At 58.1% G+C, this 24,892-nt stretch carries 27 protein-coding genes and 2 riboswitches; of the genes, 26 read left to right on the top strand and 1 reads right to left on the bottom strand.

The genetic code is table 11. The features are described from left to right. Positions 1-144: 144 nt before the first annotated feature. The 5 genes from O9H32_RS14035 to sigF all read left to right on the top strand — a co-directional run bounded on the left by O9H32_RS14035 (position 145) and on the right by sigF (position 3,773). Positions 145-702, top strand: coding sequence for a YhcN/YlaJ family sporulation lipoprotein (locus O9H32_RS14035; RefSeq protein WP_269866735.1), 558 nt, complete (start codon positions 145-147; stop codon positions 700-702). A 91-nt stretch (positions 703-793) separates the two neighbouring features. Beyond that, a complete protein-coding gene (locus O9H32_RS14030; RefSeq protein WP_269866734.1) occupies positions 794-1,972 on the top strand; it encodes a D-alanyl-D-alanine carboxypeptidase family protein in 1,179 nt (392 codons plus the stop codon). A gap of 236 nt (positions 1,973-2,208) precedes the next feature. Beyond that, a complete protein-coding gene (gene spoIIAA / locus O9H32_RS14025) occupies positions 2,209-2,562 on the top strand; it encodes an anti-sigma F factor antagonist (RefSeq protein ID WP_269866917.1) in 354 nt (117 codons plus the stop codon). Beyond that, the gene (spoIIAB, locus tag O9H32_RS14020) at positions 2,559-3,005 is read left to right on the top strand and encodes an anti-sigma F factor (RefSeq protein ID WP_269866733.1); all 447 of its coding nucleotides are present in this window, start codon (positions 2,559-2,561) and stop codon (positions 3,003-3,005) included. The genes spoIIAA and spoIIAB overlap by 4 nt, the downstream gene beginning before the upstream one ends. Before the next feature lie 12 nt (positions 3,006-3,017). Beyond that, positions 3,018-3,773 carry an RNA polymerase sporulation sigma factor SigF gene (gene sigF / locus O9H32_RS14015; RefSeq protein WP_269866732.1) on the top strand — a complete coding sequence of 252 codons (756 nt, stop codon included), beginning with the start codon at positions 3,018-3,020 and terminating at the stop codon, positions 3,771-3,773. 155 nt (positions 3,774-3,928) lie between these two features. On the opposite strand, the gene O9H32_RS14010 is transcribed toward sigF, so the two are convergent. After that, positions 3,929-4,138, bottom strand: a complete 210-nt coding sequence (locus O9H32_RS14010) for a DUF378 domain-containing protein (RefSeq protein WP_269866731.1) — start codon at positions 4,136-4,138, stop codon at positions 3,929-3,931. A 202-nt stretch (positions 4,139-4,340) separates the two neighbouring features. Between O9H32_RS14010 and O9H32_RS14005 the strand changes: the two genes are divergently transcribed. From O9H32_RS14005 to O9H32_RS13905, 21 genes are all read left to right on the top strand, one after another. Then, positions 4,341-4,988 carry a stage V sporulation protein AA gene (locus O9H32_RS14005; protein ID WP_269866730.1) on the top strand — a complete coding sequence of 216 codons (648 nt, stop codon included), beginning with the start codon at positions 4,341-4,343 and terminating at the stop codon, positions 4,986-4,988. Then, the gene (locus O9H32_RS14000) at positions 4,985-5,410 is read left to right on the top strand and encodes a stage V sporulation protein AB (RefSeq protein ID WP_269866729.1); all 426 of its coding nucleotides are present in this window, start codon (positions 4,985-4,987) and stop codon (positions 5,408-5,410) included. Before O9H32_RS14005 ends, O9H32_RS14000 begins: the two co-directional genes overlap by 4 nt. Before the next feature lie 52 nt (positions 5,411-5,462). Next, positions 5,463-7,394, top strand: a complete 1,932-nt coding sequence (locus O9H32_RS13995; RefSeq protein WP_269866728.1) for a spore germination protein — start codon at positions 5,463-5,465, stop codon at positions 7,392-7,394. Between the two features lie 243 nt (positions 7,395-7,637). Next, the gene (gene lysA / locus O9H32_RS13990; RefSeq protein ID WP_269866727.1) at positions 7,638-8,972 is read left to right on the top strand and encodes a diaminopimelate decarboxylase; all 1,335 of its coding nucleotides are present in this window, start codon (positions 7,638-7,640) and stop codon (positions 8,970-8,972) included. 179 nt (positions 8,973-9,151) lie between these two features. Then, positions 9,152-9,583 carry a peptidylprolyl isomerase gene (locus tag O9H32_RS13985; RefSeq protein ID WP_269866726.1) on the top strand — a complete coding sequence of 144 codons (432 nt, stop codon included), beginning with the start codon at positions 9,152-9,154 and terminating at the stop codon, positions 9,581-9,583. 28 nt (positions 9,584-9,611) lie between these two features. Next, a riboswitch (FMN riboswitch) is annotated at positions 9,612-9,794 on the top strand. Between the two features lie 332 nt (positions 9,795-10,126). Beyond that, positions 10,127-11,284, top strand: a complete 1,158-nt coding sequence (gene ribD / locus O9H32_RS13980; protein ID WP_269866725.1) for a bifunctional diaminohydroxyphosphoribosylaminopyrimidine deaminase/5-amino-6-(5-phosphoribosylamino)uracil reductase RibD — start codon at positions 10,127-10,129, stop codon at positions 11,282-11,284. Between the two features lie 3 nt (positions 11,285-11,287). After that, a complete protein-coding gene (ribE, locus tag O9H32_RS13975) occupies positions 11,288-11,956 on the top strand; it encodes a riboflavin synthase (protein ID WP_269866724.1) in 669 nt (222 codons plus the stop codon). A 60-nt stretch (positions 11,957-12,016) separates the two neighbouring features. After that, complete coding sequence (locus tag O9H32_RS13970) at positions 12,017-13,255, top strand: bifunctional 3,4-dihydroxy-2-butanone-4-phosphate synthase/GTP cyclohydrolase II (RefSeq protein ID WP_269866723.1); 1,239 nt, start codon at positions 12,017-12,019, stop codon at positions 13,253-13,255. Positions 13,256-13,292: 37 nt separating this feature from the next. Next, positions 13,293-13,763 (top strand): 6,7-dimethyl-8-ribityllumazine synthase, encoded by a 471-nt coding sequence (gene ribH, locus O9H32_RS13965; protein ID WP_269866722.1) that lies wholly within the window; start codon positions 13,293-13,295, stop codon positions 13,761-13,763. A gap of 43 nt (positions 13,764-13,806) precedes the next feature. Next, a complete protein-coding gene (locus tag O9H32_RS13960) occupies positions 13,807-14,592 on the top strand; it encodes a segregation and condensation protein A (RefSeq protein WP_269866721.1) in 786 nt (261 codons plus the stop codon). Further along, positions 14,561-15,169 carry an SMC-Scp complex subunit ScpB gene (gene scpB, locus O9H32_RS13955; RefSeq protein WP_269866720.1) on the top strand — a complete coding sequence of 203 codons (609 nt, stop codon included), beginning with the start codon at positions 14,561-14,563 and terminating at the stop codon, positions 15,167-15,169. The genes O9H32_RS13960 and scpB overlap by 32 nt, the downstream gene beginning before the upstream one ends. 129 nt (positions 15,170-15,298) lie before the next feature. Then, on the top strand, positions 15,299-15,976 hold the full coding sequence (locus tag O9H32_RS13950) for a DUF2953 domain-containing protein (RefSeq protein ID WP_269866719.1): 678 nt from the start codon (positions 15,299-15,301) through the stop codon (positions 15,974-15,976). A 113-nt stretch (positions 15,977-16,089) separates the two neighbouring features. Next, positions 16,090-16,596: a GerW family sporulation protein gene (ytfJ, locus tag O9H32_RS13945; RefSeq protein WP_269866718.1), complete on the top strand. Its 507-nt coding sequence runs from the start codon at positions 16,090-16,092 to the stop codon at positions 16,594-16,596. 228 nt (positions 16,597-16,824) lie between these two features. After that, positions 16,825-16,916, top strand: a riboswitch (cyclic di-GMP riboswitch). 187 nt (positions 16,917-17,103) lie between these two features. Next, positions 17,104-19,572, top strand: a complete 2,469-nt coding sequence (locus O9H32_RS13940; RefSeq protein ID WP_269866717.1) for an EAL domain-containing protein — start codon at positions 17,104-17,106, stop codon at positions 19,570-19,572. A gap of 161 nt (positions 19,573-19,733) precedes the next feature. Continuing rightward, a complete protein-coding gene (locus O9H32_RS13935; protein ID WP_269866716.1) occupies positions 19,734-20,426 on the top strand; it encodes an SOS response-associated peptidase in 693 nt (230 codons plus the stop codon). A 230-nt stretch (positions 20,427-20,656) separates the two neighbouring features. Further along, positions 20,657-21,829, top strand: coding sequence for a D-alanyl-D-alanine carboxypeptidase family protein (locus tag O9H32_RS13930; RefSeq protein WP_269866715.1), 1,173 nt, complete (start codon positions 20,657-20,659; stop codon positions 21,827-21,829). A gap of 18 nt (positions 21,830-21,847) precedes the next feature. Next, a complete protein-coding gene (locus O9H32_RS13925; RefSeq protein WP_269866714.1) occupies positions 21,848-22,447 on the top strand; it encodes a nucleoside recognition domain-containing protein in 600 nt (199 codons plus the stop codon). 6 nt (positions 22,448-22,453) lie between these two features. Beyond that, positions 22,454-22,987, top strand: coding sequence for a spore maturation protein (locus tag O9H32_RS13920; protein ID WP_269866713.1), 534 nt, complete (start codon positions 22,454-22,456; stop codon positions 22,985-22,987). A gap of 93 nt (positions 22,988-23,080) precedes the next feature. Beyond that, entirely contained in the window at positions 23,081-23,422 is a 342-nt protein-coding gene (locus tag O9H32_RS13915; RefSeq protein WP_269866712.1) for an N-acetylmuramoyl-L-alanine amidase, read from the top strand. Between the two features lie 18 nt (positions 23,423-23,440). Further along, positions 23,441-24,253, top strand: a complete 813-nt coding sequence (locus tag O9H32_RS13910) for a pseudouridine synthase (protein ID WP_269866711.1) — start codon at positions 23,441-23,443, stop codon at positions 24,251-24,253. Positions 24,254-24,318: 65 nt separating this feature from the next. Continuing rightward, the gene (locus O9H32_RS13905; RefSeq protein WP_269866710.1) at positions 24,319-24,843 is read left to right on the top strand and encodes a redoxin domain-containing protein; all 525 of its coding nucleotides are present in this window, start codon (positions 24,319-24,321) and stop codon (positions 24,841-24,843) included. Positions 24,844-24,892: the final 49 nt, after the last annotated feature.

Here is a 24,892-nt window from a genome sequence, read left to right as displayed (position 1 = left end):
CCTTAAGCTAAGAAAGCTCCGGAATGGTTTCCGGGGCTTTCTTTTTTTTGGCCCTGGGATGACGCATGAATGCCTTGGCTGGGAAGGAAGCATACTACCTTTTATGGAACTCCATTCCACAAGAGGAAGGAAGCGAAGGCAAGCATGGCATCCCTTGGCAGCCGCTCCATGAAGGCAGCCCGGCCGGGCAGCAGGCTTGCCGCCCTCTGCGGATGTCTCCTGACAGCCGCATGGCTTCAGGGCTGCACGGCACAGCTGCCCCGGCAGCCCGAGGTGCAGGGCATGCGGGCGCAGAGCATCGGCACGAAGGTAAGCGGCAGGCAGCCGTCAGCCTTGTCCGAGCGCGAGGAGGACATCGTCCCGACGGGCGAAGCCGCCTCCGCCGTCGCGAGCGTCCCCGGCGTGAACGAAGCTTGCGTCGTTGTCCACCGCCGGGAGGCTTATGCGGCCGTTGCGCTGGACGAGCCGGAGGGCGAATTGACCCCCGAGCTGCGGGAGCGGATCGACCAAGCCGTAAGGCTGAGCGGTACGGAGGTGCGGGCGGTACACGTTACCGCACAAGCCTCGTTCCTCAGGCGGCTGCAGTCCTACACCGAGAACGTCCGGGAAGGCCGCAGCGCACCGGGCTTTAACCGGGAGTTTCCGGGCCTCGTCAAGACGGCATTCCCTGATGCAGCAGTGCCGCCCGGCACAATCCGGTAGAGATGACTGGAATATTTTGCACGCAAACGGTTAACACTGAGAGGTAGGTTCTAAAATTCCAGTAGCTATAGCCAGGAGGGGTAGAACAGGTATGATCTCCAAAGTACTCAAATGGTTCGTGTCCGCCCAGCTCTTGCTGATGCTGGCGCTGCCAGCGGCGCTTGCTGAAGAAGGCAAAGGCCCGGCGCAGGTCGATCTGGCGCCGAACGCTTCGTCCGCCGTCATTATCGATGCGGATACCGGCACCGTCATCTTCGATAAGAATAAGGATGCCAAGCTGCCGCCGGCTTCCATCACGAAGATCATGACGATGCTGCTTACGATGGAGGCGCTCGACGCCGGTAAGATCAAGATGGACGATAAAGTGCCGACAAGCGAATACGCGGCTTCGATGGGCGGATCCCAAATCTTCCTGGAGCCGGGCGAAGAGATGACCGTCCAGGATATGCTGAAGGGTATTGCGATGGCTTCAGGCAATGATGCGTCGGTAGCCATGGCCGAGAAGATCGCCGGTTCCGAGGAAGCATTCGTCCGTCTGATGAATGAGAGGGCGCAGCAGCTCGGCATGAAGAACACGAAGTTCGTCAATCCGAACGGCCTGCCGGCCGATGGCCACGTATCGTCCGCCTACGATATCGCCTTGATGTCGAAGGAGCTCTTGAAGCACGAGGAAATCACGAAGTTCACGGGGCAGTATCAGGATTATCTGCGCAAGGACACCCCGAAGCCCTTCTGGCTCGTCAATACGAACAAGCTGGTCCGCTTCTACAGCGGCGCTGACGGTCTGAAGACCGGGTACACCAGCGAAGCCAAGTTCTGTCTCTCGGCCACCGCGAAGCGGGACAATCTTCGGGTGATCGCCGTCGTGATGGGGGAGCCGGATACGAAGACGCGCAATAGCGAGGTCACGCGACTATTCGACTATTCGTTCTCGCAATACACGAATCTCCCGATCTACAGGACTGGCGATGCTATCGGCGAGATGAAGGTAGGCAAGGGCGAAGTGCCGGTTGTGCCTTTGACCGCCAAGCATTCGTATTCCCTGCTCCTGAAGAAAGGCGAAGCGGCTGACGGCATCCGCCACGAGGTGCAGCTGCTGCCGGACCTCAAGGCACCGGTGGCCGTAGGGCAGCCGATCGGGAAGATTGTGGTCTATAAGGGTGATCAAGTCATGAGTGAATTCCCGCTGGAATCCCCGGTCGAGGTCAAGAAAGCCGGATGGTGGACGCTGACGAAGCGCACGGCCAAGAAGATGTTTTTCCTAGACTAAACCCATACCAACAAGAGTCCCCGCAGAAGAGTGGTTCAGCGGGGATTTTGTGTATTTTGGCGGTCCTATAAGGGTGGCGGCATTCCGCATGGTTTGCGGGCTTACCGCGCGGACTGCAGAGGCTTTGTCGCTTTTCTTCTAGTTGTGGCGCATTTCTTCTAGTTTTGTCGGGGGTGCAGGAAAAGGTTTCCGCCGCGTAGAAACTAGTGGCTATGAACCGGAAGGAGTGAAGGGTCCTGAGTCTGCAAATCGAACTGGAACATCACCGCAAAACGCTGATTGTCCGCCTGAACGGGGAGCTTGACCACCATACGGCCGACTCGGTCAAAACAAAGATGGAAGAAGCGATCATGAGGGGGAATGCCTCTCACATCATTCTGAGTCTGAAGCATCTGTCCTTCATGGACAGCTCGGGGCTCGGCGTCATCCTGGGCCGGTACAAGCTGATTACGGCCAAGGGCGGACGGATGGTCGTATGCGACGTGAATCCTTCCGTATACCGGCTCTTCGAGATGTCGGGGCTGTTCAAGATTCTATCGATCGAAGATAACGAAAGCAGGGCGCTGCAAAGTCTGGAGGTTGCATTATGAGAGAGCGTAATTTCATGACGTTGAAATTCGCCAGCCGCTCCGAGAACGAGTCGTTCGCCCGGGTCACCGTCGCCGCATTCGTCTCCCAGCTTGATCCTACGCTGGACGAGCTGACGGATATCAAGACCGTGGTCTCCGAGGCTGTCACGAATTCGATCATTCACGGCTATGACAACCGGCCCGACGGCATCGTCACCATCTCCGCGGAGATTGACGGGGATACGGTAATGATCCGGGTGGAAGACGAAGGCAGCGGAATCGAGGATCTCGACTTGGCGAAGCAGCCGCTCTATACGTCGAAGCCGGAGCTCGAACGCTCGGGGATGGGCTTCACGATTATGGAGAATTTCATGGATGAGATAGACGTCGTCTCCGCTCCTTCCAAAGGAACGGTTATCAAGATGAAGAAGCGAATCGAATCGAAAAAAGCCTTATTCAATTAGGGGTCTGATCTCATGGATGTGGATTTGAAGAAAGCTTCCCATACCTATTTGGACGATACCGAAGTCAAACGGCTCATCGCACTGAGCCAATCCGGGGATTCCCTTGCGAGGGAGACGCTGGTGAACTGCAACATCCGGCTGGTCTGGTCGGTCGTCCAGCGGTTCCTGAACCGCGGATACGAAGCGGAAGACCTGTTCCAGATCGGCTGCATCGGGCTCCTCAAGTCGGTCGACAAGTTCGATCTGTCGTATGACGTGAAGTTCTCGACCTACGCCGTGCCGATGATTATCGGCGAGATTCAGCGCTTCCTGAGGGATGACGGCACCTTGAAGGTATCCCGGTCCCTGAAGGAGCTTGCGAACAAGATCCGCAAGACGCGCGACGAGCTGTCGAAGACGCTGGGGCGGCTGCCGACGATCAAGGAAGTGGCGGAGGAGCTCGGCATTACCCCGGAGGATGTGGTATTCGCCCAGGAGGCGAACAAACCGCTGTCCTCGATACACGAGACGGTATTCGAGAACGACGGGGATCCGATCACCCTCATGGATCAGATTGCCGACGACACGCAGGACAAATGGTTCGACAAGCTGGCTCTGAACGAGGCTATCGGCTCGCTGAGCGAGCGGGAGCGGCTAATTGTCTATCTGCGCTACTTCAGGGATCAGACGCAGTCAGAGGTCGCCAGCCGGCTCGGCATTTCACAGGTGCAGGTGTCGAGGCTCGAGAAGAAAATTCTGCAGTCCATCAAGAATCAGATAGCCCAATAGCGTGCGTGATGGCGGCCTCACCGGCTGCCCAAAGACCGCGATGCCCCACAGGCGCCGCGGTTTTTGGTGTGCATGTGCGCGGGGCAGGGAGCGGGAACAACTAGCGGGAACAACTAGCGGGAATAACATCATTGCTTTGGGATCAGACAGAGAGGTTACCTGGCTCTGGAATCTTCGCGAAACAGCAGCTTGGTACAGTAGAGGCCGGCCAACCCGACGAATGTATATACGAGCCGCGAGATGCCGGAGGCTTCCCGCTGTGTGTCCCCGCCGAGGAGAGAGGCGACCAGATCCCATTGGAACAATCCCACAAGCAGCCAGTTCAGTGCCCCAATGATGACTAGCGTCAGAGCCGTCTTTTCCATGAAGAAAGCCACCTTTACTTGAGATTCGCGGTAGGAAGAGTGTGATCAAGCAACGTTTTTTTGTTACTTTTCGCCAAGTCCCATCAGATTATGCGATAGAGGCTTCCGTTATTTTTTGGAAAGACTCCCTGCGGTTATCCTCCTGTACCGGGCTCATACTACGGGTAACTAGCGAAAAGCTTGGCAAGGGAGGAATTCTGAGATGCATCCTGCTTCGGTGCCGTCTCTCTATATCCGTCTCCGGAAGAACCGGAGGATCGGGCGCGGCGAGCCGGTCCTGCTCGGGCAGGTGGCCCAGCTTCTTCTTACCGGGCTGGACTGCGAGGAAGAACTGGGGAGCATGGTCCTCTACGAACCGAGGGAAGCGGACGGATCGGTCGTCCTGATCGACATGATGCTCATTGTGGAGAAGGTGAAGGGGAGGTACCCGGAGCTGGCTGTCGAGTATTTCGGGGAACCGCATACGCTCATCGAGATCGGGGAGAAGACCCGGCCGCCGAACATGCTGCTGCTTGCGATGGTATGGCTGCTGCTCTTTGTGGGATCGGGACTTGCGATCATGAATTTTCATGCGGATGTCAGCATGGCCCAGGTGCACCAGCATATCTACAAGCTGCTGACAGGAAGGGAATCGGCTCACCCGCTTCTTCTCCAGATCCCCTATTCGGTCGGCATCGGCCTCGGCATGATCGTGTTCTTCAATCACTTGTTCAAGAAAAAATTCAATGAAGAGCCGAGTCCGCTCGAAGTCGAGATGTTCATGTACCAGGAGAATGTCAACCATTACGTCATTACCGACGAGTATCACCGGATCTATAAGGAGAAAGAGCGGGAGGAGGGGGGAGGATGAGCGCTGTCCTGACCTGGGCCATCCTTGGCTTCATCGGACTGGCGGGAGGACTTGCGGTCGGCAGCGGCCTGGTGGCCTTCCTGGTGGTGCTTGACATCATCCCCCGCTTGGCCCAGATTACCCGGTCCTATGCCCAAATCCGCTGGTACGAGGGTGCGGTGGTCAGCGGAGCTATTTTTTTTACATTGACGGATTTCTTTGACTGGGAATATGGCCTCTTCCCGCTGGCTGCTTCCTTGTTCGGCTTGTTTGCCGGATGTTTTGTCGGCATGCTGGCGGCGGCGTTGACCGAAGTCATCAACGTACTGCCTATCTTGGCCAAACGGATCGGGATGGAGCCTTACATCGTCTGGCTGCTCATGGCCATGATTCTAGGGAAGGTGCTCGGTTCGTTGATCGAGTGGCTGGGGGTCATCGGCTAACGGGAAAGTGGAGTTACATAGACAAAGACGATACAACAGGAGGTGCGGCACGATGCCGAAGCAGTTGAAACGCGCCAAGCTCATCAAGAGCATTCCGCTCGGAGGCGGCAGAGAAGAAGAATCGCATGGTGAGTTGCATAGGGGCCCGGAGGCTCAGCAGGGTCCGGATACGATGTATGCCGAACTGAAGGAAAAACTGGTGGAAAAGCTGGAAATTGATAAGGAAGGGAATATCATCCATGCCCACAGAAGGGAGCCCGAAGAGCGTCTGGAAGCGAAAGACGCGAAGAAGGGGAAACAAGAGCCTCGTCAGGAGGCCAAAGGCGGGAAGGGAGATCAGTCGCTGAAAGCCCAGAAGAAGCTGACGCCTCATGAGGAAGAATTAAAGAAGGCAACGGCCATCCCGACGGATTTCGAGGAGCTTAAGCGGGTGCTCGAAGAGCAGGTCGGGCTCCATAAGAGTTTTGACGTCGTGTTCCGGGAGATGATATTCGGAGGGCAAAAGACGGGGATCTTCTATTATAACGGTTTCGCTAAGGATTCGGCCCTGATCCCTGTGCTGGAGCGGTTGTCGTATGCCGACTATGGGAACGGCAAGCGCCATGAGGGTTTTGACGACAGAGAAGACCTCAAGGGCAGGCAGGAAGCCGGGCACGCCGGAGTAGACCGGGCAGCCGGAGGGGCCGGGGAGGACCAAGAGAGCCAAAAGAGCAAAGAGAGCAAGCACGGCGGCCTTGGTGTCATGGAACTCTTCGATGAAGCGCTGATTCCGCACATCCAAGTGGAGAAGGCCGACAAGCTGAGCAAAGTCATAGATGCTGTCGGGGCCGGCGGCACGGCGTTCTTCTTCGAGGGCCACACAGAGGCGATATGCGTAGATGCGAAGAGCTTCCCGGCGAGAGGGACGGAGGAGCCGGATCTCGAGCGGGTCGTACGCGGTTCGCGCGACGGTTTCGTCGAGACGCTCATGACCAACGTCACCCTGGTGCGCCGCCGTATCCGCGACCCGCGACTGAAGCTGGAGCTGACGAAGGTGGGCCAGCGGACGAAGAGCGATGTCTGTATCGCCTACATCTCCGATATCTGCGATATGGAACTGGTGGAGTCGGTCAAGGATAAGATTCAGAACGTAGCGGTCGACGGACTCCCGCTGGCGGAAAAACAGCTGGAGGAGGCCATCGTGGGCAAGGGATGGAATCCGTATCCGATGGTTCGTTATTCCGAACGACCCGACGTCGTCTCGGCCCATCTGCTCGAAGGCCATGTGATTGTCATGGTGGATACATCGCCTTCGGTCATGATTATTCCGACCACCTTCTTCCACCATGTCCAGCATGCGGAGGAGTACCGGCAGACGCCGCTTGTGGGTTCGTATCTCCGGTGGGTGCGCTTCGCCGGTATCGCGGCGTCCATCTTCCTGCTCCCGCTCTGGTACCTGATCGTAACCTCGCCCGAACTCAAGCCGGTAGGCCTGGAATTCATCGGCCCGCAGAAGGATGCACTGATCCCCATACTCGGGCAGTTCCTCATCGCCGAGCTGGGGATTGATCTCATGCGGATGGCGGCTGTCCATACGCCCACTCCGCTGGCTACCGCCATGGGTCTGGTGGCGGCCATCCTGATCGGGGACATAGCGGTGAAGACGGGATTATTCGTCAATGAGGTCATCATGTACCTCTCCGTGGCAGCAGTGGGCACTTTCGCTACCCCGAGCTACGAGTTGTCGCTGGCCAACCGCCTCTCAAGGCTCGCGCTGCTGTTCTCTGCCGCGATATTCAGGGTTCCCGGGTTCGTGCTGGCTTCCACGTTCCTGGTCGTGTTCCTTACGCTGCAGCGTTCCTATAACACGCCTTATATGTGGCCGTTCATCCCGTTCAACGCGAAGGCGATGATGGATATTGTGGTGCGGCGTCCCTTCCTTTCGATGAAGTCCCGTATGAGTCTTAATAAGACAACAGACCGTACCAGACAGCCTGCCAAGTAGGAGGGGAAGCGCATTTGGCAGGAAAGGCCTCATATTCGCGCCGCGGCCATTGCGCCTTATAGAGTCCCGGGAGGGGCTCTTTTTGCCGCTGGGGCGCGGCTTCCGGCCATTCTTTTGGATATTGTCATCACGGGGGACATATGGTACTTTTAATGTAGTGTAAAACGATGGGACTTTATTTTATTATCCATATGCATCCGCCGGACGGCGGGTGGTCTTCGAGGGTAGAAGGAGCAGCGCACGATGTATCTACACGGCACAAGCAAGATCAATGGGCAGGGACACTTGGAAATCGGGGGCTGCGATACGGTCGATCTCGCCCGGCAGTGGGGCACTCCCCTGTATGTCATGGACGAAGAGCTGATCCGTCAGCGCTGCCGCGAATACGTGGATGCCTTCCGGGCTTCGGGCCTGCCATTTCAAGTGGCTTATGCGAGCAAAGCCTTCTGCGTAATGGCCATGTGCCGGATCGTGGAGGAAGAGGGGATGTCGCTCGACGTCGTCTCGGATGGTGAGCTGTATACCGCACTGCAGGCCGGATTTCCGGCGGAGCGGATTCACTTCCACGGCAACAACAAGACGCCTCAAGAGCTGGAGATGGCGATCGATGCAAGGATCGGCTGCATCGTCGTAGACAATTTTGTAGAACTGGCGATGCTGAACAGCCTGGCCGGCGACAAAAAACAGCGGATGAAGATTCTGCTGCGGATTACGCCGGGTGTGGACGCGCATACGCATGAATTCATATCGACTGGCCAGGAAGACTCGAAGTTCGGCTTCGACCTCGGCAACGGAGCGGCCCGGGAAGCGGTGGCCACGGCCTCCGCACTGCCCCATGTCGAGCTGCTGGGCATTCACTCCCATATCGGGTCGCAGATCTTCGAGGTCGGCGGCTTCGAGCTGGCTGTGGACAAAATGACGAACTTCGCCGTACAGATGCGCGAAGAGCTCGGCGTTATCTTCCCGGTCGTCAACCTCGGTGGCGGCTTCGGTATCCGCTATGTGAGCGGGGACACGCCGCTCGCGGTGGCTGAATACGTCCGTGCGATCACGGAGGCTGTGAAGACGACGTTCAGCCGCCACGGGTATCCGCTGCCGGAGATTTGGACGGAGCCGGGGCGCAGTATCGTCGGCGAAGCCGGAACGACGCTGTACACGGTAGGGACGTACAAAGATATTCCGGGCGTGCGCAAGTATGTGGCCGTCGACGGCGGGATGACAGACAATCCGCGTCCGGCGCTGTACGATGCGAAGTACGAAGCGCTGCTCGCCAACCGGGCGGACGAAGCCTCGGACGAACTCGTCTCCATCGCGGGCAAATGCTGCGAGAGCGGCGATATGCTGATCTGGGACGTGGAACTGCCGGCTGTGCGGACCGGTGACGTGCTGGCTGTCGGCAGTACGGGAGCCTACAACTATGCAATGGCGAGCAACTACAACCGGATCCGCCGTCCGGCGGTCGTCTTCGTGAAGGAAGGCCAGGCGGAAGTGGTCGTGCAGCGTGAAACCTATGAGAATCTGGTAGGCAACGACGTGATTCCCGAGAGGATGCGGCGTACGGCCGCCAAAAGCCTCTAATTCGCAGGTGTGTTTCCGGCCGCCGCCATTAGCTGCGGACCGGCCGGATTCTGCTGTGAAGGAAGCGGCGCTGGGGTCTATTTGTGCCTGGGCCCGTTTCATAGTAGAATAGAGGAGATCGGCCGTAAGAACGGCCACCCATACGATGAAATCCACGGATTCGAAGGAGCGTACATACTATGGCAAAACAAGCAATCATCAAGATGACCGACGGCAATGAGATCGTTCTCGACCTCTTCGACAAGGATGCGCCGAATACGGTTGCGAACTTCGAGAAGCTGGCGAACTCCGGCTTCTATAACGGCATTCCGTTCCACCGTGTCATTCCGGGCTTCGTCGCTCAAGGCGGCTGTCCGCAAGGAACCGGCACAGGAGGCCCTGGCTACACGATCAACTGCGAGATCAACCCGAACAAACACGAGCGCGGCACCCTGGCGATGGCTCATGCCGGCCGCAACACGGGCGGAAGCCAGTTCTACATCTGCTACGCGCCTCAGCCGCATCTGGACGGCCAGCACACGGTGTTCGGCAAGGTTGTGCAGGGTATGGAGCATGTGGACGAATTCAAAGGACGCGAGAAAATGGAGTCCGTTCAGGTAGTTGAAGTGTAATAAGCAGTACGTAGTACTATCATATAGCTTGAACCTTCGGGGCAGGGTGAAATTCCCTACCGGCGGTGATGGACTGCCTTGCTGCAGTTGGGCGCTGGCCGTACTCAGTCCGTGACCCGCGCATTCGCAGTGCTTCTTAGGAAGCACGGATGCCGGTTGACTCGGTGCAATTCCGAGACCGACAGTATAGTCTGGATGGGAGAAGGGGAAGCGAATCGGATCGAAAGTCCGGTGGAAGCATGCTGCGTGCCAGGGCGGTACGGAGCCCGTCCGTCGGTACCGGTAGACTGCGTGTATAAGCGCAGTCTGCTTCGGTGCACACGGAAGGGGGGCCGTTGTCCCCGTGTACTGTCATGCTTCTTGACCGGATAGCTTAAACCAAGCTGCCGCATGCGTATACTGGATTTTTTTTTAATCCGGCGCAGGTGTATTCGAACTTTTCCGTTTCGCCGTTCCGCCGCTATCCTACAGCCCCTCTTTGCTTCGGCAGGAGGGGCTTTCTTGCGTTGTTCGCGTGTACGGAGGAAAGGGGACAAGACAAGCATGAACATCATGAATGACGAAATGTATATGCGCCTGGCCCTGCAGCTGGCCGGTGCAGCCTCCGGGCAGACCGGGGTGAACCCCGTCGTCGGCTGCGTACTGGTCAAGGACGGGCGCGTGGTCGGGATGGGCGCCCATCTCAAGCGGGGCGAGGCCCATGCCGAGATCCATGCTTTGACGATGGCCGGAGCCGAGGCGGCGGGAAGCACGGCGTATGTCACGCTTGAGCCCTGCAGCCACCACGGGCGCACCGGCCCGTGCAGCGACCGGCTTGTACGCGAAGGCGTGAAGCGGGTGGTGGTCGCGGCCGTGGACCCGAATCCGCTCGTCGCGGGGAGCGGTCTCGCCCGCTTGAGGACCCAGGGCATTGAAGTGACCGAGGGCGTGCTGACGGCAGAGGCAGAGGCTCTCAACGAAGCGTTCAACAAGTACATCGTCACGCGACGGCCCTTCATCACCGTCAAGACGGCGAGCACGCTGGATGGCAAGACGGCTGCGGCGGGAGGCGACAGCAAGTGGATTACCGGCGAGGCGGCACGGGGCTACGTCCATACGCTGCGTCACCGCCATCAGGCGATCCTCACGGGCGTCGGTACCGTGCTGGCCGATGATCCGCAGCTCACGACGCGGCTGCCGGTGCCGGGGCTGTCGCCGGTCCGCATTATCGCGGATTCGATGCTGCGCATCCCGCTGGACGCGAAGCTGCTGCAGGACCGCGAGGCGCCCGTGATCCTGCTCACCACCGCAGCAGCGCCCGAAGTGCGGCGGCGCGAGCTCGAAGCGCTCGGCGCGCAGGTCATCGAGTGCGGCCAGGGGCCGGCGGTTGACCTGGATATGGCGATGGAGCGGCTCGGAGAGCTCGAGATCGGCTCCGTTCTCGTAGAAGCGGGGGGCAAGCTGGCGGGCGCGTTCCTGCAGCATCGGCTCGCCGACAAGCTCGTGCTCTTTTTCGCTCCGAAGATCATCGGCGGCGGCGCCGCGGCGCCCGGCACCTTCGACTTCGATGGATTCCGGGCGATGCGGCAGGCGATCCGCCTGGATCGGATGAAGGTCGAGACCTTCGGGGAAGATGTATGCTTCACAGGGTATCCTAGCTATGAGGCTGCCGGGGAGGATGGAGTCCGAGGCTCATCCCCAGGCGGCGAAGGGAAGGAATAACGCATGTTCACAGGCATTATTGAAGAGATCGGAACGCTGCGCCGGATCGCCCGGCAGGGGGAGGCGATGGTACTCACTATCGCGGCATCCCGCGTGCTGGAGGACGTACGGCTCGGGGACAGCATTGCCGTCAACGGGGTATGTTTGACGGTCATCGCTTTCGATTCCGGCTCGTTCACGGTCGACGTCATGCCCGAGACGTTCCGCAGGACGAACCTCGAGCGACTCGCTGCAGGAGCTCCGCTCAATCTGGAGCGCGCCATGGCGGCGAACGGCCGGTTCGGCGGGCACATCGTACAGGGCCACGTCGATGCGACGGGAACCATCATCGGTCGGACGGCTGAAGCCAATGCGGTGGTCTTCCGGGTGGCTCCGAAGGAACCGGGGGTGCTGAAGTATGTGCTTCCCCACGGATCTATCACGATCGACGGGATTTCCTTAACGGTAGTCGAGTCGGGCACCACTGAATTCTCGGTCTCCATCATTCCCCACACGCTGTCCGAGACCGTGCTGCAGCACAAGAAACCCGGGGACGAAGTGAACCTGGAAGCGGACGTGCTCGGCAAGTATATCGAGCGGCTGCTCGGCTTTGGCGGTGCGCCCGGAGTGGGTAGAGGGCATAGGGGCGGCCGGTTGACGGCCGATTTTTTGAGCGACAACGGATTCCTGTAGGATCGGCTGCCAGTGAAGCATGAGGAGAGAGAGAAACCAAACTGAAGGAGGCGGGAGCCCATGGCAAGCAGGCAAGAGCACGATCCATCCGGTGAACTGCGGTTTCACACGATTGAGGAAGCGATATCCGATTTGCGGCTCGGCAAGGTGATCATCGTCGTGGATGACGAAGACCGCGAGAACGAGGGGGATTTCATTGCGTTAGCCGAGAAATCGACGCCTGAAGTCATCAACTTCATGATCAAGGAAGGGCGCGGGCTGGTCTGCGTGCCGATTACCGAAGAGCGGGCGGAGGAACTCGACCTTCCCCCGATGGTGGCCCGCAATACCGATTACCACGGCACGGCCTTCACCGTATCGGTGGATGCAGTCGAGACAACGACCGGCATCTCGGCATCGGAGCGTTCCCGCACAGTACAGGCGCTGATCGATCCGGCTACGAAGCCGCACGCGTTCCGGCGTCCTGGCCACATGTTCCCGCTCGTGGCGCGCAAGGGCGGCGTCCTGCGCCGCGCGGGCCATACCGAGGCGGCGGTGGATCTGGCCCGCATGTGCGGCGCATATCCGGCCGGGGTCATCTGCGAAGTCATCAAGGAAGACGGCGAGATGGCCCGGGTACCCGAGCTTATGGAGATCGCGCGCCGGCATGATCTTAAGATCATTACCATCCGGGAGTTGATCGCCTACCGCAACCGTGAAGAGAAGCTTGTGCAGCGCGAGGTCGAGGTGCGGATGCCGACGGACTTCGGCGTGTTCCAGGCTGTAGCCTATACCAACGAGGTGGATAACAAGGAGCACGTGGCCCTCGTCAAAGGGACCATCGACGGTTCCAAGCCGACACTGGTGCGCGTACATTCGGAATGCCTCACCGGCGATGTATTCCACTCGCACCGGTGCGACTGCGGTCCCCAGCTGGCTGCGGCCCTGAAGCAGATCGAGGAAGCTGGCGAAGGCGTGCTCTTGTATATGCGGCAGGAAGGCCGGGGCATCGGACTCATCAACAAATTGAAAGCCTATAAGCTTCAGGAAACAGGCCTTGACACGGTAGACGCGAATCTGAAGCTTGGGTTTGCCGCGGATTTGCGCGAGTACGGGATTGGCGCGCAGATCCTCAGGGACCTCGGCGTCCGCCGGATCCGGCTCATGACCAACAATCCTCGGAAGATCCGCGGGCTGGAGGGCTATGGACTCCAGGTGGAGGAGCGCGTGCCTCTGCAAATGCAGGAGAACGAAGACAACACGGGCTATCTCCGTACGAAACACAGCAAGCTGGGGCACCTGCTGGAATTTAACATCTAAAAATTTTGTTCACTCATGGAAGGGAAGTTAGAGGCATATGGCGAAAGTATACGAAGGACATTTGGTATCTCAGGGACTCCGTTACGGTATTGTAGTAGGAAGGTTCAACGAATTCATTACGAATAAGCTGCTCGGCGGGGCGCTGGACGCGCTCAAACGGCATGGCGTACAGGAAGACGAGATCGAAATCGCCTGGGTACCCGGTGCTTTCGAAATCCCGCTGATCGCGCAGAAGATGGCCGAGAGCGGGCGATACGATGCGGTCATCACGCTCGGCACGGTGATCCGCGGCTCTACGCCGCACTTTGATTACGTGTGCAGCGAAGCGGCCAAGGGCGTAGCGGCGATCGCACTCAAGACCGGCGTGCCTACCATCTTCGGTGTGCTCACGACCGATTCCATCGAGCAGGCGGTCGAGCGGGCGGGTACCAAAGCCGGCAACAAGGGCTGGGAATCTGCCGTTGGCGCGATCGAGATGGCCAACCTCACGAAACAATTCACGAAGTAATCGGATCATAAAGGCCCTGAGCAGTAGGGGGGAACAGACACAAGTGAAAGTCACGGTAAAGCTGGAAACCTTCGAGGGCCCCCTTGATTTGCTGCTTCACTTGATAGATCAAGCGGAAGTTGATATCTACGACATTCCGATCAAGGACATTACGGATCAGTATATGGAATACCTCGGAGCCATGCAGGAGCTCGAGCTCGAGGTGACTTCCGAATTTCTGGTGATGGCGGCGACGCTGCTCTCCATTAAGAGCAAGCTTCTTCTCCCGAAACCGCCGGTGCTCGATCTGGACTTCGACGATTATATGCAGGATGAGGATTACGATCCCCGCGCAGAGCTCGTCGCCAAGCTGATCGAATACCGCAAATACAAGGCGATCGCCGAGCATTTGCGAGACAAGGAAGCGGAGCGGAGCCTGATTTATACGCGCGAGCCTGAGGATTTGACACCGTATGCGCCTGTGCTGGCGGAGAATCCAGTGGAGGGGCTGCATGTTGCCGACCTTGTCCGCGCTTTCCGCAAGGCGATGCGGAGAATGGAGAGCCGCAGTTCTGTGGCCCGCATCCGCAAGGACGAAATCTCGGTGAAGGACCGGATGTTCCAGGTCGTTGACCTGCTAGCCCGTGAGCGCGGGCCGGTCTTCTTCTCGAGGCTGCTGGAGCAGGAGGCATCCAAGGATTCGATCGTAGTCACATTTTTGGCTCTGCTCGAGCTTATGAAAGTGAAAAAGATAACGTGTTACCAGCACAAGCTGTTTGACGACATCGTGATACAGGCAAGAGAGGATGGAAAGGCGAATGGATTCTGGGCAGATGAAATCAGTTATTGAAGGCTTGCTGTTTGTGGCGGGGGATGAAGGACTGAACGCCAAGCAGCTGGCTGAGGTGCTGGAGCATGATGCCGGTTTTGTGAGGGAGCTCGTCAAAGATCTGCAGCGGGATCTAAGCCGGGCGAAACGGGGCATCCAGATTGTGGAGCTGGCCGGTACGTTCCAGCTGACGACTGTTCCGGATCATGCGCTTTACTTCGAGCGGCTCGCCCACTCGCCTTCCCGTTCCTCCTTGTCCCAAGCCGCGCTGGAGACACTGGCCATCGTGGCGTACAAACAGCCGATCACCCGGGTGGCGATCGAGGAGATTCGCGGCGTCAAGGCCGAGCGGGCGCTGCAGACCCTTGTATCCAAAGATTTGATTCAAGAGGTAGACCGTGCGGATGCCCCCGGGCGTCCGATCTTGTACGGGACCACCAAAGCGTTTCTCGATTACTTCGCGCTCGGCACCATCGGTGATCTCCCGGAGACGACGCTCTTCGAAGATGACGAGAATCTGGAAGAAGAGACACGTTTGCTCTTCGAGAAGCTCGAAGGCCAGCAGATCACATTCGATGACGTGGCGGCCGGCCAATAACCGGGCTAAGCGCATGTTTTTAACAGATCAGGCTACACTAACTCCTGAGGAAAAGAAGCGGCTGCTTCCGGAATCGGGAGTTTTTTGTGTTGCAACGCATTGTTCATGGCAAGGGGAGGAACCAATTCGATGATGTGGACTTGGGTGGCCGCGGCGGTTCTCGCCGTTCTCGCGGCTTTGGTGCTGAGTCAGGTAACGCTGCAGATCACATTCAGGCATCAGGGCAAAGATGATGAGATCTCTGCCTATGCCAAAGCATTGTTCGGCATCGTTCACCTGAAATTTTCCATTCCGCTGATCCGCTTCAAAAACCTGCAGGAAGGCTTGGAGATCCATGCCGAGCAGGTGAATGAGAATGCGGAACGGCTGGTAGGCGAACAGCGGCAGAAGATCGGTCCTGATAAAATTAAAGACGCTTACGAGAATATCATGACGCTGCTGCAGAACTGCTTTCATTTTAACGAGTGGCTGCGGAATATGCTCTGTCACGTAAGGTGCACCCGGATGGAGTGGAGAACATCCGTCGGCATAGGAGATGCGGCGGAGACAGCTTTTCTCGCGGGCGCGCTGTGGGGCGTCAAGACCTCGATCCTCGGCTTGTTGTTCCGGTTCATCCCCCTCCAGGCCCAGCCGAAGCTAGCGGTCATTCCCGCCTTTAACCAGAAAGTCATCTTGGTGGAAGGGGTCTGCGGCTTCCGGGTCCGGATGTGGTATGTCTTGTCGGCGGGCGTTCAGCTGCTGCTGCGCATCCTGAGAATCAAAGGCGGTCTGCGCGCTTGGCGCAACGTCCTTCTGAAGCCATCGTGAGCCGCATGCCATTCGCCGCGCCAGAAGCATAATAGGGAATACGGCCGGAGCTTCGAGGGAAGCCTAACGAATGGCTAGTCAGTCTACACAACTCTGATCAGGAGGGAACAGCGATGACAGAACATCCGATTCAAGGACTTATGAAAACGGCCATGGAAAATATCAAAGAAATGGTCGACGTCAATACGATTGTCGGTGATCCCGTTGAGACACCGGACGGCAGCGTTATTATGCCGATCAGTAAGGTGGGCTTTGGTTTTGCGGCGGGGGGAAGCGAGTTCGTTACGGCAGACGAGCCTCATGCTCCGGGAATTACGCGCCATGAAGCGCACAATGCCTCAGTTTCCCTGCCTTTTGGCGGCGGCAGCGGCGGCGGTGTATCCATCACGCCGATAGCCTTCCTTGTCGTCGGCAAACAGGGAGTGAAAATCGTGCCGCTCGATAATCAAACGCATCTGCTTGAGCGTTTGATCGATTCGGCGCCGCAGGTAGTGGACCGGATCCAGTCGATGATGAAGAACGGCAGCAGCAAGTCGGGAGCTTCCGATGCTTCCGCTAGCGCAGCCTCGGGCTCGACGACGGTAACCAACAACATCGAGAATCAGAACTTTATTGTGTAGCGCCTTAATACTGGCAGACCAGCCGCTCCTCTAGGGGGCGGCTTTTTTACATGGGCATGGGCCTTAAAGAAGGATGATGCTCATGTATCTTATCGAGATGCTATAAATGTTAATGTTACCATATGGTTCAAAAGTTCTATTATTTTCATATGAAATTAGGATAAAAGTGATAGACTATACTTCCCCAGCATGCTACTATAGGTGAGAAAGTACTACAAACATACATAACTGAGATAAAGGCAAACTCACTGAAAAGTGGGGACGCAAAGCCACAGATCTAAAGTCCGCTATAGGCGGGCAATGACCGCTGGGTTACCGAGAAGAAACCGATTTTCCGGTAATAGGTTAAGATCGACGGCTGCTCTTGTTGAAGGGTGGTCTTCTTTGTATTGGTTCGCATTCCGGAGATTGCCGGGCATCCGAGTCATAAGCACTACCCTCGCACGGACGCGCTTTCTGCATTGCTACAGGCCGCCGATTCTACCGCTAATCCTTGGAGGGCTCACCATGTCTGGAACTTATCATATGTATCTTGTTCTCCTCTCCTTCCTCGTCGCTCTGATGTCCTCCTATTCGGCCTTCGATCTCGCGCGCCGGCAGGGTGATGTGCACGGCCGCCTGCGCGGATTCTACCTTTGCAGTGCGGCACTGATTATGGGATTAGGCATCTGGGCGATGCACTTTGTAGCCATGCTGGCCTATCCGCTTCCCGTGTCGGTAATCTATGATACCCGGCTGGTGGTTCTATCGGCCCTCTTCGCGGTGGCCTGCTCGTTGGGCGGGTTTTCGTTTGTGGGGCGGCCCATGCCTGCCTTTCGGAAGCTGGCTGAGTGCGGCTTTCTGCTGCTCGCGGGTACGTCCGGCATGCATTTCATCGGAATGGCCGCTATGCTGATGACCGGCGTGCAGTATCTTTGGCTGCCCCTGCTGCTCTCGGCCCTGACGGGAGTGGTGGGGATGACAGGAGCCCTGCTTTTGGGCTTCCGGCCCTCAAGAAAGACTGGCTCCATCTCTTATCTGCAGCGGATGGGCAGTTCTTTTTGTATGGCTTTTGCCATCACAAGCCTGCACTACCTTGGCTTGGAGGCGATGACCATTGCCCCCTCGTCACATGTGCATGGGGCAGGCCCGCCCCAATCCCCGTATCTGCAGGATTACATGCTTGGCATCATTCTCGCGAATTGTACGATATTTTTCCTGAGCATCATTGTGATCCGCGGATACTTCCTCGACCGCCGGTACAGGGAGGGAGACGCAGTCAAGCTGGCCATGCTCCAGTCCGCTATCGATGGGATCCTGACCATCGACTCCCGCGGCAGTATTATAGAATGCAATCCGATGATAGAGCGGATCTTCGGATATTCTCGCGAAGAGCTGGTCTGTCTCGAGATGGCGGATCTCTTGGGGCTTACACCCGGCATAGGAGGAGTTGCTGAAGACCCGGCCGAATACGGAAGATCCGGCAGCACGGCGGACCCATCAGTGCCGGAGGCCGTTGCCTTTCTGCTGGACCGGAGGATGGAGTCGACCGGCTGGCGTGCCGACGGGAGTGTTTTCCCGGTGGAAATAAGCATGACCCGGACCAAAGGGCTCGGCCGTCCGATGTTCACCGCCTTCATCCGCGACATTACCGACCGCAAGCTGGCCGAAGAACGGATGCGCCAAAGCGCCTTCCGGGATCCGCTCACGGGTCTGCCGAACCGTTCTCATCTGCAGGATAAGCTTACCGCTGCTATTGGCTGCTCCGGCGGTACTCAGGAGATGCTGGGGGTCATGTTCCTGGATTTGGATGGTTTCAAACAAATTAACGACACGTTCGGCCACGATTGCGGCGATATGCTGCTCCAGGAAGTCGCCCGCCGTCTCGAGGCGTGTGTCCGGGAGGAAGATGTGGTCTCCCGTCAGGGCGGAGACGAGTTCATCATTATGCTCAGCGGCATCACGCCCGGTACCGCCTCGCGGGTCGCCGCCCGAATGATCGAGGCGCTGGCCCGTCCGTTCCATTATATGGGCAGAGACATGTCTGTAACGCCAAGCATCGGCATTGCCATGTACCCTACCGGCGGAAGCAGCGCGAACTCGCTTGTGAAGCATGCGGATGCCGCGATGTATCAGGCGAAGCAGAATGGCAAGAATCATTTTCAATTCTACACGGAGGAGATGGAGGCGTCCCTGCAGCGGCAGTCGAAGCTGCAAGCCCGCCTGAAGCTCGCGCTGGAGAGAGACGAATTCATGCTCCATTATGCGCCTGTCCTGTCCGCGAAGACCGGGGAGATGTTGGCGGTAGAGGCCTTGCTCCGGTGGAACCGGGACGGAATCCTTCTGCCGGCGGCGGAATTCATCTCCGCGGCGGAAGAAAGCGGGCTGATGACATTTATCGGGCAATGGGTATTGCGGGAAGCCTGCCGGCAGCATGTCCGCTGGGAGGAGATGGGTGTCTCGTCTGTACCCATGTCGGTCAATATCTCGGCCCGGGAATTCAGCGAAGAAGGCTTCCTGGACAGCCTCCGGCGGATCCTGGCCGATACCGGTATGGAGCCGAAGCGTCTACAGCTGGAATTGACGGAGGAAGTCGGGCACAAAGCGGATATGTCCGTATGGGGGAGAATGGAGGAGCTGAAGTCAATGGGGCTTCGCTTGTCTCTTGACGATTTTGGCTCAGGAACGGCCTCGCTCCGTTTTCTTCAGCAGATGCCGGCGGATGAATTGAAGCTGGACCGCAGGTTGATCTCGTCCCTTGGCGAATGCCCTACCCGGCTCGGGATGGTGGAAGCGTTGATCGGGCTGGCCCACCGGCGGGGGATGCAAGTGGTCGCCGAGGGAGTCGAAGCCCCGGATCAGCTGGAACGGCTGCGTGAGCTTCACTGCGACAGCATGCAAGGATATTGGTTCGGCCAGCCGATGGCGGCCCAGGACATGGAGCGGCAGCTGCGGTACGAGCGGCTCGCGCGGAAGGGCGATTCGCTGATATCATAGACTGGATACGGTGGGGTGGAGGAGTCGGGAAGCTGGTCGCGCGCTGTGCTGTAAGCTATAGTTTACAAGTGGAGTGGAGGTCCCGCTTTACTTGCGCCGCCCACCGAATTATAGTGAAGACAAGGAAGTTGAATAGGCTGTGGGGAACGGAGGAAGGGGTCATGTGCGGACGATTCACGGTAACGGTCACTTGGGAAGAACTGCTGCTGCGGTTTATGCTGGATCCGCGCCCCGGGGCGTACCAGCCTCGTTATAATGTTGCGCCGGGCCAGTATATTCCGGCGATTATCGGCGGGGATGCTTCGGATGGCACCCGTGCGGCGAACCGGCTTGGCGAGCTGCGCTGGGGGCTTGTCCCCACTTGGGCACAGGATGAGAAGTCGGGGGTCCGGATGATCAATGCCAGATCGGAGACGGCGGCCGAGAAACCGGCTTTCCGGTCGCTGCTGAAGCGCAAGCGGTGCCTCATTCCAGCCGACGGCTTCTACGAGTGGAAGAACGACGGGGTGCGCAAGCAGCCCATGCGGTTCGTTCTCGCAGAGGGCGGATTGTTCGGCATGGCTGCGATGTACGACACCTGGCTGTCCGCGGACGGAAGTAAGCTGCACACGTGCACGATTCTGACCACGCGGGCGAATGAACTTGTGGCCGGCGTCCATGAGCGGATGCCGGTGATCCTGGAGCCTGAAGGGGAGCGCCTCTGGCTGAGCCGCAGCCTGCAGGAGGAGAGCCAGCTTCTTCCCCTGCTGAAGCCGTATCCTGCCGAATCGATGCGGAGCTACCCGGTCGATCCCAAAGTAGGGAACGTGAAGAACGACACAGCCGATTGTATCGCACCTATGGAGGTCTCATAACGAAGGAACGAATGCCTGCCTTCTCTCCCCCCAAGCCCTGCCCCTCCCCGAGGTGCAGGGCTTTTGACTATTGTTCCGGACAGAGTAAGATGCAGGCTGTCCCAAACCCAATTCATATCGCCGGATGACAAGCATATACATGTACAAGATAGGACCGGAGAAGATGCTGTTGCCCAACCGGGCAGGGGACACGCTGCTCCAGGGACCGGCTTTGATGTGGGAGGATCGCGATGAGAAGAGGAAGTCTGCTGCTGCTCGCTCTGTTATTGGTTTTTACCGGCACGCTCCTGCCGTATACCGCCTCGGCTGCCCCGGGCATCTCCACGAGCGCTGAAGCCGCGGCCTTGATCGATGTCACTTCGGGACGGATCCTGCACAGCTCCCAGGGGGACAAGAAGATGCGGATCGCTTCGCTGACGAAGATCATGACGGCGATTGTGGCCATTGAGCACGGGACGCTGTCGGACAAGGCCAAAGTGGGCAAGAATGCCTACGGCAAGGAAGGCTCCTCGATCTATTTGAAGCTCGGCGAGGAGATGGTGCTGAAGGATCTGCTGTACGGCATGATGCTGCGTTCGGGCAACGATGCCGCTACGACCATCGCCGAACATGTCGGCGGATCCGTGGAAGGCTTCGCCTATCTCATGAACGAGAAGGCGCGGATGATCGGCATGAAGAATTCAAGTTTCAAGAACCCTTCGGGCCTCGACGAAGAAGAGCATTATTCCACGGCCAACGATATGGCCAAGCTGGCTGCCTATGCCTTGAACAATCCCGTCTTCCGGGAGATCGTCAAGACGAAGGTCAAGAAGGTGCCGAATCCCAATGAGTCTTGGGATTACACGTGGCTCAACAAGAACAAGATGCTGAACTTCTATGAAGGGGCGGACGGGGTCAAGACGGGGTATACCAAGCTTGCGAAGCGCTGTCTCGTGTCCTCGGCTACCCGCGGAGGACAGCAGCTGGCGGTTGTGACCCTGAACGACCCCAATGACTGGATCGACCACGGCCGGCTGCTCGATTACGGCTTCCGTCATTATCCTCTGTTCGGCCTGATCGGCAAAGGCGAACCGGTCGAAGGAACGGATCTCGTGGCTGGAGCAGGGCTGCGGTACGCGGCGGAAGAGAAGGAACGCGGCCAGTTTTCGCGCCAGCCGGTGCTGAACGATCCGCTTTCGACCTCCTACCGCCTGGGGGAGGCAGGTAGGCTTGATTTCCTGCTGAACGGCAAGGTGATAGGTGCCGTTCCGCTGGTGGCCAAGGATAGTCCGCGCCTGCAGTGGAAGGAGAATTCCGTCTTCTCCGCCCAGGAGACCGATTATCAGGGAGAGTCACAGGCCGGCCGCTGGCTTTATATTTTGGAGGCGCTGACCCGGGTGCTGTTCACCGGACAGACGGACTAGAGAGGGGGAGGCGCGGATATGGTCAATTTCATCTGGCTGTTCTTCATCGTGGCGGGATTCGTCGTCGCTGCCTTTCAAGGCCGGGTCGAGCTGGTTACGGAGGCGGTGTTCGACGGGGCGAAGAGCGGGGTGACCGTCTGCTTCGGGCTGATCTCCATCATGGTCTTCTGGCTCGGCATCATGCGGATCGCGGAGGATGCTGGGCTGCTGCAGCTTATGGCGCGCCTGCTCGGTCCGATCGTGCGCTGGCTGTTTCCCGGTATTCCTAGGAACCATCCGGCCCTCGGGTATATCATGTCGAACATGAGCGCGAATATTTTCGGACTTGGCAATGCCGCTACCCCTATGGGGATTAAGGCGATGCAGGAGCTGCAGCGCCTCAATCCCCATAAGGACATTGCATCCCCGGCCATGTGCACCCTGCTCGCCCTGAACACGGCAAGCATCACCTTGGTGCCTACGACGCTGATCGCCATCCGGATGAGCTATGATTCCGCGAATCCGGCGGAGATCGTCGGCACGACGCTCATCGCCACGTTCATCTCCACTTTGGCCGCTATCTGGGTGGACAAATGGTACCGCAGACGCGCCAAGCCCATTCCGCCGTTGAAAGGATGAGCACCCGTGTACGATTTCGTCAATGTCATATCCGCTTGGGCGATTCCCGTCATTATTGTGTTCATCCCGCTCTACGCCGCCTACCGCAAGGTGCACGTCTACGAATCTTTCGTGGACGGGGCCAAGGACGGCTTCGACACTGCCATCCGCATCATCCCGCATCTGGTCGGTATGATGGTGGCGATCTCCGTCTTCCGCGCTTCGGGCGCCATGGATCTGTTCATCGGCTGGCTGAAGCCGCTGTGCGAGGAGATCGGCGTACCGAGCGAGATCATCCCTTTGGCTTTTCTGCGGCCGATTACCGGCGCGGGTTCCCTGGCGTTCACGACGGATCTCATCTCGCAGTTCGGCCCCGATTCCATGGTCGGACGGATCGCATCGACCATTCAGGGCAGTACGGACACCACGTTATATGTTATCACGGTGTACTTCGGGGCGATAGGGATCCGCAAGGCGGGCTATGCGCTCAAGGTAGGTCTCATCTCCGATGCCGTCGGCTTCATCGCTTCCATTGCGATCTGTTATCTCGTGTTCATGTAACCTCGCATGCCTTCAAGTCCCCTCCCCGGTTAGACACCCCCGCCTATTCCAAGGCATATACTGTGAGCAGTCCACTCCGAAGAGGTGAGCTGCATGCAGTTCCACGGCATTGTCATTCATCATTCCGTCTGTCCGGCGATCAACGGCAGAGGGTATGATTACTTCATCACCAAGCAGGGTTCCATCCTTCCCGCCTCCGAACAAACCGATCCCCTTTACATCCACATCTGTCTGGAAGGGGACTTCTCCGCTCGCAGGACCGAGCTATCTCCCGAGGAGACGGAGCAGTTTTTTGTGCTGGGCAAACTGGTGCTCCGCCTGTCCTCGGCGCACCAGTTCCAGCCGGACGACATCTTTCCCCACACGGTTTCCTGCCCCGGGGCTTTTTTTCCATGGTCCCAGCTTGTGATTTCCCCCAAGGATCGTTATCATTAGCTTGAGGTGAAACCACGAATGGAAAGATTGCAAAAGGTATTGGCCGAGGCCGGTGTGGCTTCGAGGCGCAAATGTGAAGAACTGATTACCGCAGGACGCGTACAGGTGAACGATGAGGTGGTCACGACACTTGGCGTCAAAGTGAATCCGGCACTGGACAAAATCAAAGTCGACGGACGTTCCATCCGGCGCCAGAACAAAGTCTACGTGCTGTTCAATAAACCGAAGGGCGTGATTACGAGCGCCCAGGATCCGGAAGGCCGCAAGACGGTGACCGAATTCTTCAAGGACATCAAAGAGCGCATCTACCCGATCGGCCGGCTGGATTATGATACGGAAGGGCTGCTGCTGCTTACCAACGACGGCGAATTCGCCCACCTGCTCACGCATCCGAAGCATCACGTGCCGCGTACGTACCTGGCTACCGTGCGGGGCGTACCCCATGGCTCCCAGCTCGACAAGCTGAGCCAGGGCATCAAGCTGGAAGACGGAATGACCGCTCCGGCCGAGGTGGAGTACCAAGACGTTGATCAGGAGAACAACCAGGCTGTCGTCAAAATCACCATCTACGAGGGCCGCAACCGCCAGGTACGGCGCATGTTCGATGCGATCCACCACCCGGTGAACAAGCTGAAGCGGGTGCAGTTCGGTCCGATTCAGCTCACTGGCGTGCCCCGCGGACGCTACCGCTTCCTGACCCAAGATGAAGTGGAAGAACTAAGGGCGAGTGCACTGGCTGCAGGAGAGCGGGAAGACAAGACCGCTGGGGAGCGGGAGATCAAGAGCGCCAAGCCCGGGGCCCGGTCACATAAAATTCAAAAAGGTGAATAAAAGGAAGTAACTCATTTCGTTATAATAATAGTGTTGCAGTATGAGCCGTTTGAAGGTGGGGGATCATGGGAAAACATAAGCAGTGGGTCCAATTCGGCATCTTGGCCGTGATCCTGGTCATCGGCGGATTAACCCTCGCAAACAACTTGTTCTCTAAAGAGGTGAAGCCGGTTGCCGGGAGCGCCGCGCCGGAGTTCAGACTGCTCGGCCTCGACGGGAAAACGCACACTCTCTCGGATTATGCAGGCAAGCCGGTAGTGGTCAATTTTTGGGGCACGTTCTGTGAGCCGTGCCGCAACGAAATGCCCGCCCTTGAGCGCCAGCATGCGAAGTGGGGCGACAAAGTCACGATCCTGGGGCTGAATCTGGACGAGCCCAAGGTCGCCGTCGAGAACTACGTCAAAGAAACCGGTGTTACCTTCCCGATCCTATTCGACAAGGACGAGACGATGCGCAAGCGCTATGGGGTGAAGGAATATCCGACCACATTCTTCCTGAATGGGGACGGCACCGTTGCAGCCATCAAGGTCGGAGAGATGGACGAGCCGTTCATCGAACGGACATTGGGTTCTTTATTATCACAACAATAGAGTGTGTGCGCCAGCACACGACGCCGTCAGCCCGCCGCCCTGCAACACG

Origin of the sequence: Paenibacillus caseinilyticus (assembly GCF_027533645.1) — a bacterium.
Lineage (GTDB): Bacteria > Bacillota > Bacilli > Paenibacillales > NBRC-103111 > Paenibacillus_G > Paenibacillus_G caseinilyticus.
Note: the sequence above shows the minus strand (reverse complement) of the source record. Positions and strands in the feature narration are given on the sequence as shown.

Coding starts and splice junctions, on each gene's coding strand:
- O9H32_RS14030 (WP_269866734.1), top strand. CDS start 794: ATGATCTCCAAAGTACTCAAATGGTTCGTGTCCGCCCAGCTCTTGCTG.
- sigF (WP_269866732.1), top strand. CDS start 3,018: ATGGATGTGGATTTGAAGAAAGCTTCCCATACCTATTTGGACGATACC.
- ribH (WP_269866722.1), top strand. CDS start 13,293: ATGGCGAAAGTATACGAAGGACATTTGGTATCTCAGGGACTCCGTTAC.
- O9H32_RS13995 (WP_269866728.1), top strand. CDS start 5,463: ATGCCGAAGCAGTTGAAACGCGCCAAGCTCATCAAGAGCATTCCGCTC.
- O9H32_RS13925 (WP_269866714.1), top strand. CDS start 21,848: ATGGTCAATTTCATCTGGCTGTTCTTCATCGTGGCGGGATTCGTCGTC.
- O9H32_RS13940 (WP_269866717.1), top strand. CDS start 17,104: ATGTCTGGAACTTATCATATGTATCTTGTTCTCCTCTCCTTCCTCGTC.
- ribD (WP_269866725.1), top strand. CDS start 10,127: ATGAACATCATGAATGACGAAATGTATATGCGCCTGGCCCTGCAGCTG.
- O9H32_RS13930 (WP_269866715.1), top strand. CDS start 20,657: ATGAGAAGAGGAAGTCTGCTGCTGCTCGCTCTGTTATTGGTTTTTACC.
- ribE (WP_269866724.1), top strand. CDS start 11,288: ATGTTCACAGGCATTATTGAAGAGATCGGAACGCTGCGCCGGATCGCC.
- O9H32_RS13970 (WP_269866723.1), top strand. CDS start 12,017: ATGGCAAGCAGGCAAGAGCACGATCCATCCGGTGAACTGCGGTTTCAC.
- ytfJ (WP_269866718.1), top strand. CDS start 16,090: ATGACAGAACATCCGATTCAAGGACTTATGAAAACGGCCATGGAAAAT.
- O9H32_RS14000 (WP_269866729.1), top strand. CDS start 4,985: ATGAGCGCTGTCCTGACCTGGGCCATCCTTGGCTTCATCGGACTGGCG.
- O9H32_RS13950 (WP_269866719.1), top strand. CDS start 15,299: ATGATGTGGACTTGGGTGGCCGCGGCGGTTCTCGCCGTTCTCGCGGCT.
- O9H32_RS13910 (WP_269866711.1), top strand. CDS start 23,441: ATGGAAAGATTGCAAAAGGTATTGGCCGAGGCCGGTGTGGCTTCGAGG.
- O9H32_RS13985 (WP_269866726.1), top strand. CDS start 9,152: ATGGCAAAACAAGCAATCATCAAGATGACCGACGGCAATGAGATCGTT.
- O9H32_RS13915 (WP_269866712.1), top strand. CDS start 23,081: ATGCAGTTCCACGGCATTGTCATTCATCATTCCGTCTGTCCGGCGATC.
- O9H32_RS14005 (WP_269866730.1), top strand. CDS start 4,341: ATGCATCCTGCTTCGGTGCCGTCTCTCTATATCCGTCTCCGGAAGAAC.
- lysA (WP_269866727.1), top strand. CDS start 7,638: ATGTATCTACACGGCACAAGCAAGATCAATGGGCAGGGACACTTGGAA.
- O9H32_RS14035 (WP_269866735.1), top strand. CDS start 145: ATGGCATCCCTTGGCAGCCGCTCCATGAAGGCAGCCCGGCCGGGCAGC.
- spoIIAB (WP_269866733.1), top strand. CDS start 2,559: ATGAGAGAGCGTAATTTCATGACGTTGAAATTCGCCAGCCGCTCCGAG.
- O9H32_RS14010 (WP_269866731.1), bottom strand. CDS start 4,138: ATGGAAAAGACGGCTCTGACGCTAGTCATCATTGGGGCACTGAACTGG.
- scpB (WP_269866720.1), top strand. CDS start 14,561: ATGGATTCTGGGCAGATGAAATCAGTTATTGAAGGCTTGCTGTTTGTG.
- O9H32_RS13935 (WP_269866716.1), top strand. CDS start 19,734: ATGTGCGGACGATTCACGGTAACGGTCACTTGGGAAGAACTGCTGCTG.
- O9H32_RS13905 (WP_269866710.1), top strand. CDS start 24,319: ATGGGAAAACATAAGCAGTGGGTCCAATTCGGCATCTTGGCCGTGATC.